The organism is Dyella sp. 01N448, from assembly GCF_056399225.1.
Map to the genome: position 1 here is coordinate 92,389 of NZ_JBFTQX010000011.1, position 20,026 is coordinate 112,414.

General features: G+C 63.5%; 22 protein-coding genes and 1 tRNA gene. 11 read left to right on the forward strand and 12 right to left on the reverse strand.

Annotated elements, in window-relative coordinates; translation table 11 throughout:
* The first annotated feature begins 34 nt into the window (after positions 1 to 34).
* The 3 genes from flgM (at position 35) to AC1DKY_RS17080 (ending at position 2,153) form a co-directional block, all read left to right on the forward strand.
* Positions 35 to 358, forward strand: a complete 324-nt coding sequence (gene flgM / locus AC1DKY_RS17070; protein WP_441603001.1) for a flagellar biosynthesis anti-sigma factor FlgM — start codon at positions 35 to 37, stop codon at positions 356 to 358.
* On the forward strand, positions 355 to 801 hold the full coding sequence (locus tag AC1DKY_RS17075; protein ID WP_441603002.1) for a flagella synthesis protein FlgN: 447 nt from the start codon (positions 355 to 357) through the stop codon (positions 799 to 801). The genes flgM and AC1DKY_RS17075 overlap by 4 nt, the downstream gene beginning before the upstream one ends.
* Before the next feature lie 95 nt (positions 802 to 896).
* Entirely contained in the window at positions 897 to 2,153 is a 1,257-nt protein-coding gene (locus tag AC1DKY_RS17080; protein WP_441603003.1) for an EAL and HDOD domain-containing protein, read from the forward strand.
* Between the two features lie 765 nt (positions 2,154 to 2,918).
* Here the strand turns inward: AC1DKY_RS17080 and AC1DKY_RS17085 are convergent.
* From AC1DKY_RS17085 to rsmD, 7 genes are all read right to left on the reverse strand, one after another.
* Positions 2,919 to 3,935 carry a TMEM43 family protein gene (locus tag AC1DKY_RS17085; RefSeq protein WP_441603004.1) on the reverse strand — a complete coding sequence of 339 codons (1,017 nt, stop codon included), beginning with the start codon at positions 3,933 to 3,935 and terminating at the stop codon, positions 2,919 to 2,921.
* Between the two features lie 29 nt (positions 3,936 to 3,964).
* Complete coding sequence (locus AC1DKY_RS17090; protein WP_441603005.1) at positions 3,965 to 4,816, reverse strand: MBL fold metallo-hydrolase; 852 nt, start codon at positions 4,814 to 4,816, stop codon at positions 3,965 to 3,967.
* A 159-nt stretch (positions 4,817 to 4,975) separates the two neighbouring features.
* Complete coding sequence (gene ggt, locus AC1DKY_RS17095; RefSeq protein WP_441603006.1) at positions 4,976 to 6,703, reverse strand: gamma-glutamyltransferase; 1,728 nt, start codon at positions 6,701 to 6,703, stop codon at positions 4,976 to 4,978.
* Positions 6,700 to 6,996, reverse strand: coding sequence for a YfhL family 4Fe-4S dicluster ferredoxin (locus AC1DKY_RS17100; protein ID WP_441603007.1), 297 nt, complete (start codon positions 6,994 to 6,996; stop codon positions 6,700 to 6,702). Before AC1DKY_RS17100 ends, ggt begins: the two co-directional genes overlap by 4 nt.
* Positions 6,997 to 7,137: 141 nt before the next feature.
* A complete protein-coding gene (locus AC1DKY_RS17105; protein ID WP_441603008.1) occupies positions 7,138 to 7,632 on the reverse strand; it encodes a hypothetical protein in 495 nt (164 codons plus the stop codon).
* A 252-nt stretch (positions 7,633 to 7,884) separates the two neighbouring features.
* Complete coding sequence (gene coaD, locus AC1DKY_RS17110; protein ID WP_121883249.1) at positions 7,885 to 8,403, reverse strand: pantetheine-phosphate adenylyltransferase; 519 nt, start codon at positions 8,401 to 8,403, stop codon at positions 7,885 to 7,887.
* A 203-nt stretch (positions 8,404 to 8,606) separates the two neighbouring features.
* Positions 8,607 to 9,167 (reverse strand): 16S rRNA (guanine(966)-N(2))-methyltransferase RsmD, encoded by a 561-nt coding sequence (rsmD, locus tag AC1DKY_RS17115; RefSeq protein ID WP_441603156.1) that lies wholly within the window; start codon positions 9,165 to 9,167, stop codon positions 8,607 to 8,609.
* A 74-nt stretch (positions 9,168 to 9,241) separates the two neighbouring features.
* Between rsmD and ftsY the strand changes: the two genes are divergently transcribed.
* The 5 genes from ftsY (at position 9,242) to AC1DKY_RS17140 (ending at position 12,971) form a co-directional block, all read left to right on the forward strand.
* Positions 9,242 to 10,393 carry a signal recognition particle-docking protein FtsY gene (gene ftsY / locus AC1DKY_RS17120; RefSeq protein WP_441603009.1) on the forward strand — a complete coding sequence of 384 codons (1,152 nt, stop codon included), beginning with the start codon at positions 9,242 to 9,244 and terminating at the stop codon, positions 10,391 to 10,393.
* Between the two features lie 13 nt (positions 10,394 to 10,406).
* Positions 10,407 to 11,501, forward strand: a complete 1,095-nt coding sequence (locus AC1DKY_RS17125; protein ID WP_441603010.1) for an AsmA family protein — start codon at positions 10,407 to 10,409, stop codon at positions 11,499 to 11,501.
* Entirely contained in the window at positions 11,498 to 12,529 is a 1,032-nt protein-coding gene (mutY, locus tag AC1DKY_RS17130; protein WP_441603011.1) for an A/G-specific adenine glycosylase, read from the forward strand. The genes AC1DKY_RS17125 and mutY overlap by 4 nt, the downstream gene beginning before the upstream one ends.
* Positions 12,530 to 12,553: 24 nt before the next feature.
* Positions 12,554 to 12,832, forward strand: coding sequence for an oxidative damage protection protein (locus AC1DKY_RS17135; protein ID WP_441603012.1), 279 nt, complete (start codon positions 12,554 to 12,556; stop codon positions 12,830 to 12,832).
* 63 nt (positions 12,833 to 12,895) lie between these two features.
* Positions 12,896 to 12,971 (forward strand) — tRNA-Phe (locus AC1DKY_RS17140).
* A gap of 148 nt (positions 12,972 to 13,119) precedes the next feature.
* On the opposite strand, the gene AC1DKY_RS17145 is transcribed toward AC1DKY_RS17140, so the two are convergent.
* The 3 genes from AC1DKY_RS17145 to AC1DKY_RS17155 all read right to left on the reverse strand — a co-directional run bounded on the left by AC1DKY_RS17145 (position 13,120) and on the right by AC1DKY_RS17155 (position 14,964).
* Positions 13,120 to 13,515, reverse strand: coding sequence for a hypothetical protein (locus AC1DKY_RS17145; protein WP_441603013.1), 396 nt, complete (start codon positions 13,513 to 13,515; stop codon positions 13,120 to 13,122).
* A gap of 248 nt (positions 13,516 to 13,763) precedes the next feature.
* Positions 13,764 to 14,066, reverse strand: a complete 303-nt coding sequence (locus AC1DKY_RS17150; RefSeq protein ID WP_441603014.1) for an STAS-like domain-containing protein — start codon at positions 14,064 to 14,066, stop codon at positions 13,764 to 13,766.
* 10 nt (positions 14,067 to 14,076) lie between these two features.
* Positions 14,077 to 14,964 (reverse strand): ATP-binding protein, encoded by an 888-nt coding sequence (locus AC1DKY_RS17155; protein ID WP_441603015.1) that lies wholly within the window; start codon positions 14,962 to 14,964, stop codon positions 14,077 to 14,079.
* Positions 14,965 to 16,061: 1,097 nt separating this feature from the next.
* Here AC1DKY_RS17155 and AC1DKY_RS17160 point away from each other — a divergent pair.
* The 3 genes from AC1DKY_RS17160 to AC1DKY_RS17170 all read left to right on the forward strand — a co-directional run bounded on the left by AC1DKY_RS17160 (position 16,062) and on the right by AC1DKY_RS17170 (position 17,693).
* Positions 16,062 to 16,376, forward strand: coding sequence for a HigA family addiction module antitoxin (locus AC1DKY_RS17160; RefSeq protein ID WP_441603016.1), 315 nt, complete (start codon positions 16,062 to 16,064; stop codon positions 16,374 to 16,376).
* 196 nt (positions 16,377 to 16,572) lie between these two features.
* Positions 16,573 to 16,785, forward strand: a complete 213-nt coding sequence (locus AC1DKY_RS17165) for a hypothetical protein (protein WP_441603017.1) — start codon at positions 16,573 to 16,575, stop codon at positions 16,783 to 16,785.
* Positions 16,786 to 17,231: 446 nt separating this feature from the next.
* Positions 17,232 to 17,693, forward strand: a complete 462-nt coding sequence (locus AC1DKY_RS17170; protein WP_441603018.1) for a hypothetical protein — start codon at positions 17,232 to 17,234, stop codon at positions 17,691 to 17,693.
* A gap of 31 nt (positions 17,694 to 17,724) precedes the next feature.
* Here AC1DKY_RS17170 and AC1DKY_RS17175 read toward each other — a convergent pair whose 3' ends face one another.
* Together AC1DKY_RS17175 and AC1DKY_RS17180 are read right to left on the reverse strand one after the other, a co-directional pair.
* A complete protein-coding gene (locus AC1DKY_RS17175) occupies positions 17,725 to 19,320 on the reverse strand; it encodes an MASE1 domain-containing protein (protein WP_441603019.1) in 1,596 nt (531 codons plus the stop codon).
* Positions 19,321 to 19,556: 236 nt separating this feature from the next.
* Entirely contained in the window at positions 19,557 to 20,015 is a 459-nt protein-coding gene (locus AC1DKY_RS17180) for a host attachment protein (RefSeq protein WP_441603020.1), read from the reverse strand.
* Between the last annotated feature and the right edge of the window lie 11 nt (positions 20,016 to 20,026).

Genomic DNA, 20,026 nt, shown 5'->3' on the forward strand with positions numbered 1-20,026 from the left:
AGCAACAGGGCCAGATATCCAAGAGAACGGACCCATGAATACCACGATCTCCAACAACGGCTTGCCCAAGCTTCCCCAGCCCGCCACGGGCCAGGCCAGCGGCTCCACGCAGGGCGCGACCAGCACCACGGCCAGCGAGGCCACCGGCAGCAGCACGGGCGCAAACGACCGCGTCCAGCTGACCGACTCCGCGCGTGCCTTGCAGGAAGCATCCCGCACGAACAGCGGTGCCACCATGGACACGAAGAAAGTCGAGCACATCCGCCAGCAGCTGGCCAGCGGCACCTACAAGGTCGATGCGGGCAAGATTGCCGATCGCATGATGTCCCTCGAAAACCAGCTCAACGGCAAGTCATGAGCCCGTCACTGCAAGCCGAACTGGACCATGCGCTGACCGCCGCGGTGGACGAGATGCGGCTGGCAGTGGGCCAATTGATGGATGCGCTCACCACCGAGCGCACCGCCCTGGAAACAGCCGACGTCGATACGCTCAATCAGGCCGGCGCCAGCAAGCACGAATTGATGGTGCGACTGGAGCAGCTCGACAGCGAACGCGTGCAGCTCAGCCAGGGCGCGCCGGAAGCCAGCCGCACACTGGCTCCCCGCTGGCAAGAGATTCTGCAGTCGCTGCGTGCCTGCCAGCAGCTCAACCAGCGCAACGGTTATCTCGTCGGCCTGCGCCTGCAGCAAGTGCGCAAGGCGTTGGCCGTACTGACCGGTAACGAAGCCGAAGCGAGCGTGTACGGCCGCACCGGTGATCTGCGCACGAGCCTGCGCTCACAGTCTTTGGCCGAGGCTTAAGACGTTATGACGCGCGTCCAGCCTTCCAGCACGCGCGGTTGTTTGCAGGCGGCAGTTGCCGCTCCTCTCCACCATCGTCACCACATCGACTGATCATGAGCGAAGCTGCGGCCATCCCCTCCGCCTCGGACGCCTCCACCGCCAGCGAACAAGCGCTGCCGGTGATCCGTCTGCCCATGCTGGACAGCAAGCGCGAACTGTTCGCCTACGAGATCGTCTTCCAGGACGATGCGGAGGACGAAGCCACGCTGATGCGTCGCGCGCTCGCCACCATCACCGATGGCGCGCTCGCGCGCCTGGTGCGCGGCAACCGCACGTTCCTCAGGCTCACGCACGAATTGCTGATGGAAGAAACCGACGTGCTGCAGCACCAGCCACGCTTCGGCGTGCTGCTGCAGCCCGAGGCCGCCGCCGATGCCGCCCTGGTCGAACGCCTGGCACGCATGGCGCAGCGCGGTTGCCCGCTGATGCTCGATGCCGGCGACACCACGCTGGAATTCAATCCCGCCGTGGAACCCCTGCTCAAGATCGTGCAGTTCGTGCGCCTGGACGCCAGCAAGCTCGACCCGGCCACGCTGCGCTCGCGCAGCGAATACCTGCACGCGCGCGGCACCCATGTGGTCGCCGGCCACGTCGACGATCACGACACCTATCACCGCTGCGAATCGCTGCCGTTGCAGGCGATCCAGGGCCAGTTCCTGCTCAAGCCCGAACCCGTCGCCGTGCCGGTGCTCTCCGCCAGCCGCCTGAGTCTGCTGCGCCTGATGAAGGCCTTGCAGGAAGGCAATCCGGGCCCGGTCGAACTAGGCCAGATCGTGCGCGACGACGCCATCCTCAGCTACAAGCTGCTGGGCTGCGTGAACTCCGCGTACTTCGCATTGCCGCGCCAGCTCAAATCCGTGCAGCAGGCGGCCATCTTCTTCGGCGCCGCGCGCTTGCGTAACTGGATCTACACGATGGCGCTGAGCGGCACCGGCGACCGTCCGCCGGAACTGCTGCGCGCCGCGCTCATCCGCGCCCACATGTGCGAAAAGCTCGCCCAGCACATGCCCGCCGAACAACGCGAAATGGCCTTCACCGCCGGCCTCTTCTCGCTGCTCGACGCGATGATGGAAGCCCCGATGGATTTCGTCCTGTGGCACCTGCCGCTCGCCCGCGAAATCAGCAGCGCACTGCTGGAGAACAAGGGACCGTTCGCGACGCTGCTCGATCAGATCCGCGCGTGGGAAGCAGGCAACCTTCGCGGTGGCGAAGTGCAGCCACAAGTCATTCGCCGCATGGCAGCGATCTATCTCGAAGCCACACAGTGGGCCGATCACGTTTACGCGTTCGCGGACCAGCGACCCAATTGAGCTTGCTAATCCTGGTTTTCTCGCTGCGCCAAGGTTGACGCCCGCTCGTCTGTGGGAGCGCACCCTGTGCGCGACTGCCACGCATGGGTATACCGCTCCGTAGGCTTGTCGCGCACAGGGTGCGCTCCCACAAATAGCCCAGCAGCAACCTTCAATTCGCGCCCCACGGCGTAAGCGCCCTCTTGTAGGAGCGCACTTGTGCGCGACCGCAGCGCCGGGATGTACCGCTCCGTCGGCTGGTCGCGCACAAGTGCGCTCCTACAGAAAGATACCCGGCAAGACCGGGCGTTGTCTGGCTCTTAATCTGGCTCTTGGCTCTTGGCTCTTGGCTCCCGGGGTCCCCGTATGACGCGGCGGGCGGGTGGAGGAAAGCCCGCAGGGTGGCCGCATGGATGCGGCCAGTTTTTCGACAGGACAGGGATGTCCTGTCGAAAAACCCCGTAACCCGACCGCGCACCTGGAGGGCGTAGCCCGGAAGGCGCGTCATCCGGGGGGCCCTTTCTTTTGGTTACTTTTCTTTGGGCAAGCAAAGAAAAGTGACCCGGCCTCCGGCAGGAGGACGGAAGCCCGCGGCAGGCGAGCCAGATGGCGAGGTCGTGACGACCCAGCGCGTAGTCAGTGAGTGACCAGCCGTTCGGTTATCGAGAAGCGCCTCGCGCCATCGCAGTAATGGCGAGCAAAAAGAAGACAGGGGCGATTCCGCACCGCGAGGCAAGGTTGGCCCCTCACCCCAACCCTCTCCCCGCGGGGGAGAGGGAGCAACGCTCAGGCAGCCGTCACCCGCAACCTCCAAACCGCCACCCCCATCCCCACCAACGCCACCCCAAACCACATCGCCCCCACCGCCATATCCGTCCCCAGCCACATCACACAAGCCACCGCGGAAATCAGCAGCGCACCGCTGCCGACCGCGAGCAAGGCATCGTGATGCGTGCGGGGACGCTCGGGGAGCAACAGCAGCGCGCCCAGCATCGCCAGCAGCAATCCGCCGATCCGGCGTGCCCATACGAACGACGGTGGCGCAGGAACATCGGGAACCACGTCGACCAGCGATCGCTCGCCGATCTGCACGTCGAAACCCTTGCCGTCAGTGGCGCTGGCCGAGGGAACCAGCTGATCGCCATCGATCTGGGCGAACACCGTGACCACCTGCGCCGGCACCGCCTCCCAGCTGACGCGCAAATCGCCCAGCTGCGGATGATCGGGATGCTCGCTGGTGGTGAAGTAGTTGCCGTTAGGCGCAAAGCTCGCCGCCAGATTCGTCGGCAACGTCTTGATGTTCGGCTCGATCAGCTCGCCGCCAAGCAGCGCATGCAGCAGCGGTGCGGACAGCACATAGTTGCCCACGCGGGCCTGGCCGGCATCGAACTGCCTGCCTTCGATCGGAAAGCGTTCGGGATTCACATGGCCCGAGGTCTGCGCAAAACGCCGCGAATCGACCGGACGATCGACCCAGTCCTGTTCGTAGTGCACGTCGCCGCCCATGCGCAGCTCGCGCCACTGGAACATCTCGACGTGCCGAATCAGCACCGGCGCATGCGCGCGTTGTCCGAACTCGGGATCAGAGGGCTCCTCGATCACGCGCACGGCGCCGCTGACGCGCACCAGGTTGCCGTGATGACCTGCGGTCGACGAATCGCCGCCGCCAAGGTCGAAAATCTGTCCGCCGTGGCGATCGGAGGCATGGCGATTGTCGAGCAGCCCCTGCTCGGTCATCGCGACCAGACCCGCACCCGCCAACAAAAGCAGCACACCCAAAACGCGTCGCAACCAAGGCTGCATGGTGATCCCCTCCCCCTGTGGACGACTGGTCAGGCCGCCTGTCCCCGCATCGCTACTTGTTCGTCAGCCGTACCGTAACGGCCCCGCTCGTCCCGCACCACACGCGCCACGGCACAGTCGTGGTCGTGGGTGAAAAACAGGCGCACGTCGCGGGCCAACTTGTCGTCCAGAAACGCGCGCTTCTCCTCGATCAATTTTTCCGGATAGCGGTCGTAGCCCATCGTAATAGGCAGGTGCACCCAAAAGCGCCCCGGGATGAGATCGGCGCAGAACACCACGCCGGCCACTTCCGCCAACATCAGTCCGGGCGTGTGGCCGTCCGAATAGCTGAAGCGAACGGCCTCACCCAGTGCCTTGGAATGCTCGCCTTCGACCAGCTCCAGACGACCGCTTGCCTCTAGCAGCGGCTGCAACTCCGGCACGAACGAGGCACGATCGCGCGCATGCGGTTGCAGCGCGCGACGCCAATGTTCGGCGCCGACGATATAGGCAGCCTTCGGAAACAGCAGGCGCGGCGACTGCCCCTCTTCCCACGCAGCAAGCAAGCCGCCAGCGTGGTCGAAGTGCAGATGCGACAACACCACGGCGTCGATGTCTTCGTGCGTGAGCCCGGCTTCCGCCAATGAATCGAGCAGCACATGACGCTCTTCCACCACACCGTAGCGCTCGCGCAACGCAGGCTCGAAGAACGCACCGATGCCGGTTTCGAACAGCACGTTCTTGCCGTCGAGGTCTTTCACCAGCAGGCAGCGGCATGCAAGCGGAATGCGGTTTTCCGCATCGGGCTTGATCCAGCGTGACCACAGCGCCCGCGGAGCGTTGCCAAACATGGCGCCACCATCAAGCTGCTGGGAGTTGCCAGTAAGCGACCAGAGTTCCATATCAAATACCTCGCGTTGCCACGGATTCGCCGGGAGCGAATCCGGACGCCGCAGGCGGCCCCGCGCAAAGCGCGGGGTGAGGCCCATGGATGGGCCGAACAAACATGGCGCCGCCATCAAGCTGCTGCGAATTGCCGGTGAGAGACCACAGTTCCATCGTTACTGCACCTTGCCCAGACCCGACTCGCGGCGCGGATCGCTGGCCGCATCGAGCTTGTTGGTCTTCAGATCCCACGTGACCACGTTCATGTAGCCCCAGGGGCTGCGTTCCTTCAGCTCGTGGCCCATCTGCCTGAGCGCGTCGGCGGTGGCCGGATCGAAGGTGCCCGGCTCCACATCCACGCGATCAGGCATGTACTGGTGGTGGTAGCGCTTCTGCGCGGCAATGCCCTCGGCATTCTTGCCATCCATGAAGGCCAGGATGCCTTCCAGCACCTGGGTGATGATGGTCGAACCGCCCGGCGAACCGATCACGCCGACGCGATCGGCGCCGAACACGATGCTCGGCGTCATCGACGACAGCATGCGCTTGCCCGGAGCCGGCGCATTCGCCTCGCTGCCCAGCAGGCCGTAGACGTTGGGCTTGTTGGGCACCAGCGCGAAGTCGTCCATCTCGTCGTTGAGCAGCACGCCGGTGCCAGCGGCAACGAAGGTGGAGCCCATGGTGTAGTTCACCGTCGAGGTGATCGAGGCGATATTGCCGTCCTTGTCGATCACCGAGAAATGCGTGGTGTGCATGCCCGGATCCACACCGGTGCTGCCCGGCAGCATCGACGAGGGCGTGGCCTTGTCGGGCAGGATGGTCATGCGCAGACCGGCCGCGTAATAAGGCGACAACAGCATGTCCAGCGGCATCTTCACGAAGTCCGGGTCGCCCAGATAGTCGTTATGGTCCCGGAACGCGCGACGCATGGCTTCGATCACCAGATGCGTGCGATGGGCCTCATCGAGCTTGCTCAGGTCGTAGCCAGAGAGGATGTTGAGGATCTCCGCCACCGCCACGCCACCCGACGAGGACGGCGGCGCGGTGACCACGCGATAGCCGCGATAGTCCACCGTGATCGGCGTGCGTTCCTTCACCTGGTAGCTCTCCAGGTCTTTAGCCGTCCAGTTGCCACCGGCCGCGCGCACGGCGTCGACCATCTTCTTGCCGATCTCGCCGCGATAGAAACCATCGGCACCCTGCTCGCCCAGCACTTCCAGCGTGCGGGCCTGGTCCGGATCGCGCCATGCCTGACCGGCGACGGGCGGCTTGCCGTTCGGCAGGTACTTGGCCACTGACGCAGGCCAGCGCTGGATGTCCTGCTGGCGTTCGCTGATCGCGTTGATCAGGCGGGCATCGGGCTGGAAGCCGTCGCGCGCCAGGCGGATGGCCGGCGTCAGCGAATCCTTCAGCGGCAGCTTGCCGTAGTGCTTGGCCAGCCACGCGAGGCCGGCGGGCTCGCCGGGAATGCCGGCGGAAAGCGGCCCGTTCAAGGCGGTGTCGCGATTGGGCGAGCCGTCCTTGTTGAGGTAGTCCTTGGTGTTCACCGCTGCCGGCGCGGTTTCGCGCGCATCGATGAAGATGTCCTTGCCGTCGGAGGCGCGATGCAGCACCGCCATGAATCCGCCGCCGATGCCTGAGCTTTCCGGCTCCACGATGGACAGCGTGGAAGCCACCGCGATGGCCGCGTCGAACGCATTGCCCCCCTTGGCCAGCACTTCGAGGCCGGCGTCAGTGGCGTGGAAATTCGCGCTGGCGATGCCGGCGTGGCCGGGACGCTGCGTGATGACGTGCGCGGGAGCGGTGGTGGCGGGAGCAACGGCGGGGCGGCTGTCGGCGTATGCAACGCTGGAGGAAACAAGCAGGGCCAGCAGCGTCACGCGCCAGTTCAACGGGTGCTTCATGCGTCGTCCTTTGGGGATACATGGCCCGATGGTGCCGCGCTATCGCCTTGCGCCATCAGGAAACGGTACTTGAGGTCGAGCTGATCGTGGGTTTCGGTGTGCTCGGGGTCGACGATGATGCACTCGACCGGGCACACATCCACGCATTGCGGTTCGTCGTAGTGACCGATGCACTCCGTGCACAGCGACGGATCGATCACGTAGTACTCCTCGCCCAGCGAGATCGCCTTGTTCGGACAAACCGGTTCGCAGACGTCGCAATTGACGCAGGTATCGAGGATTTTCAGGGACATTCGCTGAGTTTACATGGTGGGCGCGGATGGTGCGCCGCAAGATCCGGCGGTTGGAACCATCAAGATGGATGCGCACTGGAAAAACAAAAGCCCGCGGCACTTTCGCACCGCGGGCTTCGAAACCGCTCCGGAATCCGGAACTTACATGTTCACGTAACGGATGGTGGCGCCGGTCGGCTGCAGCGCCGAGGTCACCTTGTCCTTGTCACCGGCGTCGCCGATCACCAGCACGATCACGTCCTTGAAGGAGCCGGCCTTGGCGTCCTTGAAGGCATCGGTCACGAACTGCGAGGTCTTGGACGAATCGGGACCGGCGAACACCAGCATATTGCCCGGCAGCACGCCGCGGGCCACGGTGTCCTGCACCTGCTCGAGCTGGCGCTGGCGCAGCGCGTTGGCGTCTTCGGTATCGCCGCCCGGCACCAGGTACGGGAACGGACGGTCGGCCGTCATGCCCTGCATGTTCTTCTGGACGATCTGGCCGAGGTAGGCGTTCCACGCCTTGGAATCGTTCGGATCGGTCGGCTTGGTTACGGCGGCGACCTGCTCGGTCGGCTGCTGGGCGGACTCGTCCTGCTGGCTGCAGGCGGTGATGCCGGTGATCGCGATGGCGGCGAGAAGAGCGTACTTGTACATGGTGGTCACCCTGGAATGATGAAATCTGGTCATGGGATCCGTTGGATAACCGACCTTTCGGCCGTCATGCGACAGAGCCTTGTTGGACCGGGGGAATCAACCGGTTTCTTGGCAGCCGTGCCACCAGCAAAACCTTGCCTACCCCTGATCCGCGGCGAGCGACTGTCCTGTCCGCAGGATGCGGGCGAGGATACACGACGATGCCCGCTCCGGACACCGTCAGACGTGTTGCACTGCGGGTTTACGGGGTGCTCAGTCGTCCGAGGCCGCACGGTCGCGGTGCCAGCGCTGGCGCATCGCCTGCTGCACGGCGGGGTGCACGAAACCGGAAATATCGCCGCCCAGACGGCCGATCTCGCGCACCAGGGTCGAGGAGATGAAGCTGTACTGCTCGGCCGGCGTAAGAAACAGCGTCTCGGCCTGGGGAATGAGGTGGCGGTTCATGCTGGCGAGCTGGAATTCGTATTCGAAATCCGAGACGGCGCGCAGGCCGCGGATGATCACGCCGGCGCCCACTTCCTCGACGAAATGCGCCAGCAAGCCATCGAAGCCCCGCACTTCCACATTCCTCAGGTCGGCCAGCGCCAGTCGCGCCAGGGCGATGCGCTCGTTGAGGCTGAAGCCCGGCCCCCGGCCCTTGTTGGGGCTGTCGGCCACCGCCACGATGATGCGCTCGAACAGCGGCGCAGCACGCGCCACCAGATCGGCATGGCCGTTGGTGATGGGATCGAAGGTACCCGGGTAAACGGCGAGGCGCTGGTTGACCGGCAGCTTGTTCACGTGACGAGTCACCGTCAGCAGAGGGGCGGCTAGCTTAGGCCCGTTCGAGGCATCCGCCTAGCCTGTTTCCTAAACCCGGAAATCCATGGGCCCAAGGCACCACAGGCCCGCCTCACCCTTGTGGGAGCGCACCTTGTGCGCGACCGCCACGCCGCGGTGTACCGTTTCCGCCGGATGGTCGCGCAGAGCATGCATCAAGCCCCGCGTCGATAAAGCGTGTAGAGCACGTCGCCCGCCGTCCCCTGCCGATGCACGGTCCAGTTGGCGGGAACCACCGGCGCCGCCTGCCGAGGCGACTCCACATAGACCCACGCCGACGCCGTCAGCCACCCACCCTGCTCCAACTGCCGGGTCAGGGGAGCCCACAAATCGAGCGCAAACGGCGGGTCAAGAAACACCACCCCAAACGGCTGCGCAGCGCCCTGGAGATAGACCTGCGCGTCGATCGCGGCGACCTGCCCACCGCTGGCCTTCAGGCGCGCCAGATTGTCCCGCAACGCCTGGGCGGCCCGTGCATCACGCTCGACAAACTGCACGCCAGCCGCGCCACGCGACAGCGCCTCCACGCCCAGCGCCCCGGTCCCAGCACACAAATCCAGGCAGCGTGCCCCATCGATCACCGGCGCCAGCCAGTTGAACAGGGTCTCGCGCACGCGCTCCGGCGTGGGGCGCAGGCCGGGCAGATCGGGCACATCGAGGCGAGAATTGCGCAACTGTCCGCCAATGATGCGGATGCGCCCGCTCGCGCCCTTCATGGGCGCCATGGCTCAGCGGTGAGTTTGGAAGGGGGTGGTAGCATGCGGGCCATTGTCTTTGAATCCCTGCCGCAATGCTCAAGTTCTGGAAGAAGAAACCCGCTGACGCCGCACCGGGCCAGTCGACCGCGCCTGCGGACGAGATCGCTCCGGCAGCCGGCTTTGCGCACGACACGGATGCCGTCTCGCTCGACCACGCCAGTCCCACCCTGGACGAAGCGCTGGCCGAAACGCCGCCCGCACCCGATGCGCCCGCCGAAGACGTCGCCAGCGAACTTGCCGCCGTCGTCGAAGCCGCTGCCGCTCCGGCCAAGCGCAGCTGGCGCGAACGCCTTTCCGGCAGCGGGTTCGCACGCAGCCTCACTTCCCTCTTCATCCGTCATCCCAAGCTGGACGACGACCTGCTGGACGAGCTGGAAACCACGCTTATCACCGCCGACGTCGGCGTCGAAGCGAGCACGACCCTGGTGGAGGATCTGCGCAAGCGCATGCATAAGCGCGAGTTCGCCGATGCCAGTGCGCTGCTTGCCGCGCTGCGCCAGTCGCTGATTGCGATGCTGCGTCCGGTCGAAACGCCGCTGGAAGTCGGCGGCCTCAAGCCGTACGTGATCCTCACCGTAGGCATCAACGGCGTCGGCAAGACCACCACCATCGGCAAGCTCGCGCGTCGTTATCGCGATGAGGGTCGCCAGGTGATGCTCGCCGCCGGCGACACCTTCCGCGCTGCTGCCGTGGAACAGCTCAAGACCTGGGGCGAGCGCAACAAGGTGCCGGTGATTTCGCAGGGCCAGGACGCCGACGCCGCCAGTGTGATCTTCGATGCACTGCAGGCCGCGCGTTCGCGCAACGCCGATGTGCTGATCGCCGACACCGCCGGCCGCCTGCACACGCAGGGCGGCCTGATGGACGAACTGGGCAAGATTGCCCGCGTGCTCAAGAAAATCGACACCGCTGCGCCGCACGAGGTGCTGATGGTGATCGACGGCACCACCGGCCAGAACGCCGTGAGCCAGGTGCGCCAGTTCCGCCAGATCGTCGGCGTCAGCGGCTTGGTGGTGACCAAGCTCGACGGCACCGCCAAGGGCGGCGTGGTGTTTGCACTGGCGCGTGAATTCGGCCTGCCCATCCGCTACGTGGGCCTGGGCGAAACCGCCACCGATCTGCGCGTGTTCGATGCCGAGGCTTATGTCGACGGCCTGCTTCCCGCCAGCCTGGGTCAAGGCTGAGGAGCGCTGACGGGTGCCGCGCTGGCTCCGCCTCGCCCTTATCGTGCTCAGCAGCGCCACGCTGCTGCTCGTGGCTGTCGCGCTAATCGCGGTACACGTGCTGCTGCAACCCGAACGCATCACCGCGATGCTGCAGCAACAGGCGCAGGACGCCGGCCTTGAGCTGAGTCTCGCCAGCCCCGCCACGCCAGCGCTGTTCCCACGTCCCGCGCTCGAGCTCGAAGGCATCACGCTCACCGCGCGCAACGCCAACATGCCCATCCTGCTGGCGGCGCGCGGCACGCTCGCGCTGCCGTGGCGCACGCTGCTGCACGGCGAAACCGTGATTTCGCAGATGCAGATCGACTCACCGCGCGTCGACCTCGATGCCTTGCAATCATGGCTGGACGACCTGCCCTCCGGACCGTCCGCGGTGCCTGCGGCGATACCGAGCATCGATGCCGGCGTGCATATCACGCGCGGCAGCCTGGTGCGCGGCAACCAGCTGTTGCTCGGCGATGTGGAGCTCGATGCGGGCCGCCTCGCCGCCAATCATGCGTTTCCGCTCACCATCACGGCGAAGGATGCGCAGGGCATTCCCACCCAGTTGCGGCTATCGGTGACGCCCAGCATCAAGAATGGTTCGCTGCTGCTGCAGAACATCGCGCTGTACGTAGCGCACAGCACCACGCTCACCCTGCACCTCACGGGTGACGCACGTTGGCGCGGTGCCGCCGATGCATCCGCGCAACTGACCGGCAAGCTAGACCACGCCAATGCGGGTGAATACGACGCAGTGATCCAACTGACGCCCGCCGACCAGAGCGATCCACTGATGCTAGCGCTGAAGCTGGATGGTCCAGACAATCACGCCGACCTGCATATCCCGCCTTTGGCTCTGGCCAGCTGGTGGTCGCAGCTCGATCACGACGACGGTCCGCGACTCACCGTTCCGCCCGGCAACGGACATGCGGAAGTGGCCAGCATCGAGGCCGGCGACATCAGCGTGGAAGGCCTCACCATCCAGGCAGGCACCGATGTGCCTGCTCCTGCGGCAAGCACAGCGACACCGCCCAAACCGGCAGCAGCGAAACCCGCGCCGCCCAAGCCCACGCGCAAGTCGCCATGAATCCATTTGCTGCTGCATTGCTGGCCTGGTTCGACGAACACGGCCGCAAGGATCTGCCCTGGCAGCACCCACGCGACGCTTATCGCGTGTGGTTGTCGGAGGTGATGTTGCAGCAGACACAGGTGGTCACGGTCATTCCGTACTTCCAGCGTTTTGTTGCCGCGCTGCCGACGCTGCGCGATCTTGCCTCCGCCGAAGAAGATACCGTGCTCGCGCTATGGTCCGGCCTTGGCTACTACCGTCGAGCACGCTTCCTGCAACGCGCCGCGCAGATCTGCGTGGAGAAGCACCAGGGCGAATTGCCGCGCGATTTCGATGCACTGGCTGATCTACCGGGCATCGGCCGCTCCACCGCGGGCGCGATCCTCGCGCAGGCTCATGGACTGCGTTTTGCCATCCTCGATGGCAACGTCAAACGCGTGCTCACGCGGTATCTGGGCATCCACGGGCATCCAGGCCAAAGCGCCATCGAAAAGACGCTCTGGCAACACGCCGATGCATTGACCCCAGCCCTGCGCACCGCCGACTACACACAAGCGATCATGGATCTTGGAGCCACCGTGTGCGTGCGCTCCAAGGCGCTGTGCGATCAGTGCCCGCTTGCAGCGGACTGCGTCGCCAAGCGTGACCATCTCACCGCGCAACTGCCCAGCGCCAAACCCACCAAAGCGATACCCACGCGCGACACGGTCATGCTGATCCTGCGCGACGCCGCTGGACGCGTATTGCTCGAACGCCGCGGCGCGCAAGGTGTGTGGTCCGGCTTGTGGAGTCTTCCCGAAGCAAGCGATCACGATCACGCGTGGCGCACCGCCGAGTCCCTGGCGCGGATCGATGATGCGCATGCGCTGCCACCATTCGTGCACGTTTTCAGCCACTATCGGCTCAAGGTCGAGCCGTTATTGTTCGACGAGGCGACGGCGCTTCAGCGCATCGCCGATAATGCCAGCCTGCGCTGGTGCGATCCCGGCGAGCGAGCGGCCCTAGGCCTGCCCGCCCCGGTGCGCACCCTGCTGCAGAACCTCTGAATCACTACCGATGAGTCACAACGCATGAGTCGTATCGTTCACTGCGCCAAGCTGGGCCACGAGGCCGAAGGCCTGGATTTCGCACCCTGGCCCGGCCCGCTGGGCCAGCGCATTTATGCGGAGATTTCCAAAGAGGCCTGGCAACAATGGCTGGCCCACCAGACCATGCTGCTCAACGAATACCGCCTCAATCCGCTCGATCCCAAGTCACGCCAGTTCCTGAGCGCCGAAATGGAAAAATTCCTGTTCGGCGGCGACGTGAAGCAGCCTGAAGGCTACGTCGCCCCGCCCACAGAGTCTTGACGAGCCGCCCTGCTTCGGATTTAATGCACGGCTCCACGCGGCGTCTTCGACGCACGCTGGCATGGCCGGGTAGCTCAGTTGGTAGAGCAGGGGATTGAAAATCCCCGTGTCGGCGGTTCGATTCCGTCCCCGGCCACCATTGAATTTCAAGGGCTTGCAGCGATGCAGGCCCTTTTTCTTTTGCGCGAGCGTGCGCTTATAGCCGCTCGGTTGCCGTTTGTAGGCAGTTGCCGAGCGTTGCCGCCGAGGTTGCTACTACTTGGGGCGACGGATCAGGGTAATGATTACTACCAGATCGTACGCAAGCGGCCTGCCTGTCGAGCAGCATCGATGCCTGCGGCATTCGCAGTGAACACGCAGAGGTCGGGTACGGACAAATAGTCAAAGTCATGCGTCAGGACAGCCAGGGTGCCGGTGGCCCGCGCTTCCTGCAAAAGAAAAAGGTCATAGCCATCAAGCTTGTACTGACCAATATCCCGCAACATGACAGTCGGCGTTCCCGCAGTAATGTTTAGTCCGGGCGACGCCTGACTGGCGGACTCAACACCTCGCCAAGTCGTCACTATCTCGACGAGCACTTTGCGCCGTAGCCTGATGTCGTACCGCGAGTCCTTCACCGAGATCCTTCGTCCAGAGTTGGCGTTTGAAAAGCCAACCTCCTCCTTCTCTATGATGTGGCTCATCTCGGGCAGCGTAAAAGAGCTACGCCGCAAGACACAGTTTTCGTTTAGGCAGCGCGCTATGAAGTCTGAATAGTCAGGCGTTTCTGGTCGAACGCTAGGCAGCGAGAACCGGCTGTACTGGGTGCAAAGCCATGCGTTGGTGTCGACCAGGACTTCCGGCGGGAGCGTGATATTCGCGTCCCTGATGTCGTACACCCTAGCTCTAACCGGGCGGTTCGCGATCCGTGCATTCACCGAAGATGATTCCGTTAATTAGGTGCAGGCGCTGCGTAGTGCTTTTTGGCGTTATCGATGACGCGACGAAGGGTCTGAAAGCCGAGCGGCGAAAGGTGCTGAAACTCTAATTTCTTGTTGAGCTCATCGGTCGATAGACGAGCGAGCAAACGGCCAATCCCAAGATTGAAAAACGGCGTGGAAAACACTTCGACACCGGAAAAATCCAGTTCGATGTGACCGTCGGCAATGTTGTGCATGATCAGGTTGTATAGCGCCTCACCATCTTTCGATGACACCGCGTTTCGGCCCGCAATGTTGATCACTGAAATCTTCATAAGCCACCTCTCAAAATATCGGAGCTCCGCTAACCGGCAGTTCTTGCGAAAGCTCTTCCACGAACATGTAGTGCATGTTGTCGCAGCGAATCTTCAAGTGGACAATCGTCGCGGAAATGGAAAACATCAGGTGCCGAAACTCTTCCATAGAACGGGTGACACTTCCGTGACCATGATGGCTATAAACCTCGACGGCCCCGTCGTTGATTTTGACAAAATCTTTTATCAGATCAAGGCCAAGGCCCCGAGCGTACCGTTCATGAACTGCCGTCGTGGTTCCTCGCGTAAAGGCCCAGGCCATTGCGTCGCTGCCATTGACCCATTGGCGGGCGAGCTTCGACGCGGCGTTCGCCGGAATGCCTCTCCCGAAGTCTGCCACGGTTAGCAAAAGCGTTTTATCGGACGCAAGCTCGCCGCAGGTGTACACGCCGTACTGGGAGTCGCCATGCTCGAAAGCATTGGCATAGATTTCCCATAGACGGCTGATGAACGCATTCCGCAGCGCTGGGCTCATGGTCAGACTAGCAGGTGCCAGCCATTCATCTTTCAAAAACTCAATGATCGAATCATGGTTATCAACTAGGTCATGCCGAAACAGTGCACCTGACGGGGCGGGCATGCCGGAGAGCATGTGCTGAGCGCAGCCACTTGCCACAAACCGCAGGTAGATTGAGTCATCCATTGTGGAGATGTCGACCCATACCGGTACGCCTCTACCCCGCAGGATTCGATAGAGCCCGGCAAGAAGGACCATTCCGATGGGACCCAGCTTCAAACACCTGGAGAAGTCGAAGATGATCTGCTCACCGTAGGGGGCTCGCATCGCCCTCGCCCACACATGAGCGAGCTGATCGTACGAGACATAAGTGCCGTTGCAGGTGGGGAAATCAAGTCGCACGCTTAGTCAGGGTCCTTTGCATCCCTCGCAACGCCATCGCGTAGCGATGGGAAGCGTACAGGGCTACTGACTCGCTGCCCATCATCCGCGTGCCTTGGCGCCCTATTACCAAAGGTAGATGGTCAGGCAAAGTCATCGAACTCATTGGGCTCCGGCGCCCTCTGAGCTTGGACCCGAGGCGCGTCGGAAGGGGAAAGGCCCAACCGCGCCAAGCCCATCTCCAACCTAGTTAATTGACCGCCCTTCATGTGCGCGATCCCCTGGTCCCGTTTTAGCGCCCGACAAACGGGAGGAGATAAAAGTCCCGCCGCCCTTGTTCGAAGCTACTGCATCCGTCGCGTTTGCTCTGAAGGTTGCATTCCCTCTTCTGCTTTCAACGGAAGGGCGCTGACATTTTGTCAGACTCAAGCCCTCACGCTCGCCTGCGGCCACGCGGACATCATCGCGCCCAACCCTGACAGACGATGCCAGCCTTGCTTGTTAGGGTCAGTCATTCGCGCTGCCGTGTTGCACGGCCTCGCGAATGACCATGACTACCAAGTCATGAAGCGCGGGCCGCGAGTGCTATCAACACCCACGACCCGCTAACCATCAACAACTTATCGGAGTTGATCATGGCTACCCGCGATCATACGGTACGCATTCGCTCGTCCGTTCCCCCTGACGACACCCTCACTCCTCCGCCTCACGTCCCGTCATCCACGGCGGTGGCATGGCCCGACACCCGCATCGCGGCACTTGGGGCGATGTCGCTCTGGCGGTGCTTGCCCTCACGCGCCTGCGTGTCGACAGCGAGCAGTGCCGCCAAGCACAGGCGCGGGAATTCCCCGGAAGACCACTGCAGTGGCCGCTTCCCGCGGCCGTCGCCGCCAGCCTGGGCACAGCCGTCTACTGCCTGCAGCAATACGCCCGCCTGCTCGGTGACGAGCCTCGAGTGAACACCACACGCCTCCGATGATCGCCGTTAGGGCGCATCGGCCGGCATGGCGATGCGCCGCATTCGGACGATCACCGACGAAGCTGCCAAGCATTCACTGACACGGAGCGCTGTAAGCGCCTATCCGCTGCGCGGCCGTGTCCGACAGGGAGGAACCACCATGGAACTGATCCAGCTCACCCCGCACTCGGAAGTCGACCCCTCGCAACCGCTGCGAGCCCCCGGCGACATCCTGCTGCACGCCTACCTGATCCCCAACGCACTCAACCCCGCCCAACTCGCGCGTCGCGCCGGCATACCTGCCCACCACATCAAAGCCTTCATCGCCGACACTCACCCGATCACTCCAAAGATCGCCATCCGCCTTTCCCTCGCTTTCGACACCACTGCCTTCTACTGGCTGGCACTTCAGGCGCGGTACGATTTGGAAAGGGCGAAGCCTGTCGTGCGCGCTTATCGTCCTCTTGTTGATTAACGACAGACGCACGACAAATGGAGCGGAGGTGGTTAAGTCCCGCCGCCATTGTTCGAATTAACTACCTCCGCCACGTTTGCTCTCATTTGCTCTCGAATTCTGATGTGCCTCAGTGAAAGCACGGCCAACGCGTCGGCACCATCGGTGAGAGTTTCCGGTCTCAAGTTGTGAGAAGGACGCGGAATACGTTTCGCCCATGGACACTCGCGCCCAGCTCCAGAAAGCTCTGAACCGCATTGAGGCCTATCTTCCTGGGCTTCTCGATACCCATCCCGATCCTGCGGACTTCTGGCCTGCCTTTGCCGGCGAGGCGGACACCATTCTCGATGGCGCGCCTGCTCACGAGCAGGAGTGGGTCGCGGATAGGCTCGAGAGCATGCTGAACTTCCACGGAGCGCCCGCCCCTTAGGGGAGTACGCCCGGAATGTGGCTCAGCCCAGATCGAAACCAGTCACGACAAGTTCGTCCGTGAGTTTGGCGCGGTCATCAGTTGGGAGCGCTTTGTCGAACTGTTCTGACGGAAGCATCCATTAGGGATTGCATCGGCGCTTCAGTCGTCCGGTTAAAAGATGTCTTCGCAGTCATTTGCCCAGCGTGCCCGTCGGGCGACAAAATGTGACTAAGTTCACATTTTAACCGCGATCTTTTATGCCATCAGCCTCGACAGAACGAAGAAGCGTGCCGACCGCATCTGCGGTCGTCCACTCAAGCGCATGCCTGGCATTGTTCCGTTTTCGCGCTACCGGCAAGTGTTGTGCCGAATCGGCCACTAGTCACGGGGGATGCGACAAACTTGGTGCTACATTCGCCACCGTTGCTCAATGTCTGAGCACATCACCAACAAAGGGGTCCGTTATGTTGAAAGCCCTCTCGCGTCGCGCATGCCTCTTTGGCGTGCTCGCTCTGGCTACGTCTGGAGCTGCCTTCGCCGACCAGCCGCCCGCCACCGGCCTCGGCCAGTCGTGGCCCAATGCGTCCGACGTCAGCAGCAATCCGAACTTCCACGCCTATGTATTCACCATTGGCGGCATCCAGTTCGTGCAGATCAATGATGCGAACGGCAACGTGCTCGGCGCCGTCGGCTCGGCGGGCGGCCAGTTCATCACGCTGCCGATGGGTCGCTTCTCGCAGTTGGTCACCACACCGCAGCAGGGCCCGGCTGTAGCCACCACGGCCACCCCGACCACGGCTCCGGCCACGGTCTACCAGGACACCGCCACGACGGTGACTGCCACGCCGCTGAGCGACGGCACCCTGCAGCTGAAGGCCGCAGCCAGCACCTGCAACCCGGAAGTCTGCAGCACGCACATTCAGTAAAGTGCGGGAAAACCCAGCGATCAGCGGCGTGTCAAATGCCGCTGATCGTGATCGGGTCGAGCATCAGCAGGCTGACCCGGCGGCCATTGGCGATCTGATGTTCGCGGGCATCACCTTCAAAGGTCATGGCGCGATCACGAATTCCCGCCCAGCCCATGCCGCTGGTCGAACGCATCACGCGGGGCAGCAGTTCGTCCCAACGCACCTGCGAAGACGTTTCGGCGGTATCGCGAAAAATGATGCTGATCAGCACCCAGCGACGCCCCAGCTTTTCACCGCAGCGCACGCGAACGACCACTTCGCTGAGGTTGCGCTTGGCGCAGGCATCGGCCACGACCTCGACCACGAGGCGATAGATGGCCAAATGCAGGGTCTGCGATAGCCGACTCAGCGGGCCACGCAGGTCACACCAGTAACCCACGCCCGTTTCATCCAGCGCACGCGGTATGGCGCCTTCGCGCAGGGCGGCCGGCAAGCCACGCTCGCGCCACGACACCGGATAAAGGCTGTCGGCGAGGCGGAACAACTGATCCTGTGCCACCAGCGCCTGGCGGTGATAGCTGCGGTCTTCGATGGTCGGCTGCAGGTGGCGCAGGCGCCCCATCATCATCGAGAAGCTGGCCTGCACCGTCTCGCGAATCTGCTCCAGCGCGAGTGACGTCGTGCGTAGCTGCATCTCGCCGATATGCACGTTGCGCTGGGCCAGCGCCAAGGCCATGCGCACATCCATGCGCTCTTGCTCAGCGTGCTGGTGCAATGCGCCGATGCGCGCGCCCAGCAGCAGCATCGAGGAGATCGCCAAGGCAACGATCGCCTCTGCCTGCATGGTCTGCTGATCGTCGGCGGCTGGCATCAAGGCCATCACGGCCAGGCTCGATGCCGTGCCGCCGATGGCCGCACCCTGCCAGCCATGGCGCATGGCCAGCCACACGATGGGCAGGAACATGGCGACCTGGGCAATCTGTCGGACGCGCGGTGCCTCAAGGCCTATCCACACCAGCAACAACAGCGCGGGCACTACCAGGAAAATGCTGTCGAGCACCGCGCGACTGTCGAGCAGTCGGGTGCCCAGCTGGCGCCAGCCAGCACCACTCAACAGCTGGTATGCGAGCAACACGGTCGGGGTAACCGCCAGGATGCCGAGGTAGTTGCCCAGCACCCACTTGGTCGCCAGCTTATCCACCTGCAGGTGATAGTCCGGCGGCAGCGTGATCGAGTAAATGGTCGCCAGGTTGCATGCGGTCATCACGAAGGACAACACCAGCGCAGCCCCGAGCAGTGACCCCATGTTGAGCGAGCCCCTGGCGGCCAGGACGGGCCAGCGTTCGCGCAGGACGTAGACGAACGGCGCCATGAAAACCAGGCCGGGAATGGTAAACAGCACGGCCCACAGCACACCGTAGTCGCCCACGCACGCAATGCTCGTGGGCAGCAAGGCCAGGGTTTCACCGACGATCAGGGCCGGCCAGTCGCGATAGCGCACCAGCAGAAGCACGGCCAGATGGATGCCGGCACCCAGCACGAAGTGAGTGATGGTGACCTGGCGAGTAAGGGCGATCAACAGCCCATAGGACGCAGCGATGCCAATGCGGCGGAACCACGGATTGGCCCACGGAGCGTCCAGCATTGCATCCCCCTGTCAGTCTTTCCCTCGCCTGCGCCGGGCTTCTGCGCAAGCGGCCGATCACATCGGTTGAGGCGTGAAAGCGCTGTGAAACGCCCCGGCGTTCTAGCCCCGTTATCGTAGCGCAGCCAGTTGTTGCAAATGTGCACCACGTCAAACATTTCAGCATCGAGTCGTGAAAGTCGCGACAGGTCTTCGACGTGAAATATTGCGCTGCTACCGCAAGGTCCGGCGGGAGATCAACCGCCGACAGCCGAATAGAGGCGGTCCGGCAGATAGCTGCGCACCGAAGCCGCATCCAGGTGGACCAGGTTCTTGGCCACTTCGAGCATGACCCGCCCCTTGGTGGGGCCATCCAGGCGATCCCGCAGCGAGCCCAGGAAGGCCGGCGCGGCGATCAGCATCAAGCCGTCGAAGCGCCCATCGGTGCGGCCTTTGAGCAGGAAGCGGGAGAGTTCCAGGGCAAAATTGCTGGTTTCCTGCTCCACCATGGTGGTGTCGGGCTCTTCTGCGTGACTGCCGGGACCGGACCGGTCAAAGCCCCGACCAGGCCGATCCGATACAAGATCTTGCTCGTGCAGGCGGGCTTCCGGATGGATGAAGGCATCCAGCTCCTCCAGTGGACCGGTCGGCTGCCTGGCCTGAAACAGCCGGGCAACGCCTCGATTGGCAACCACGATCCAAACCGTCTTGTTCATTACGCGCTCCC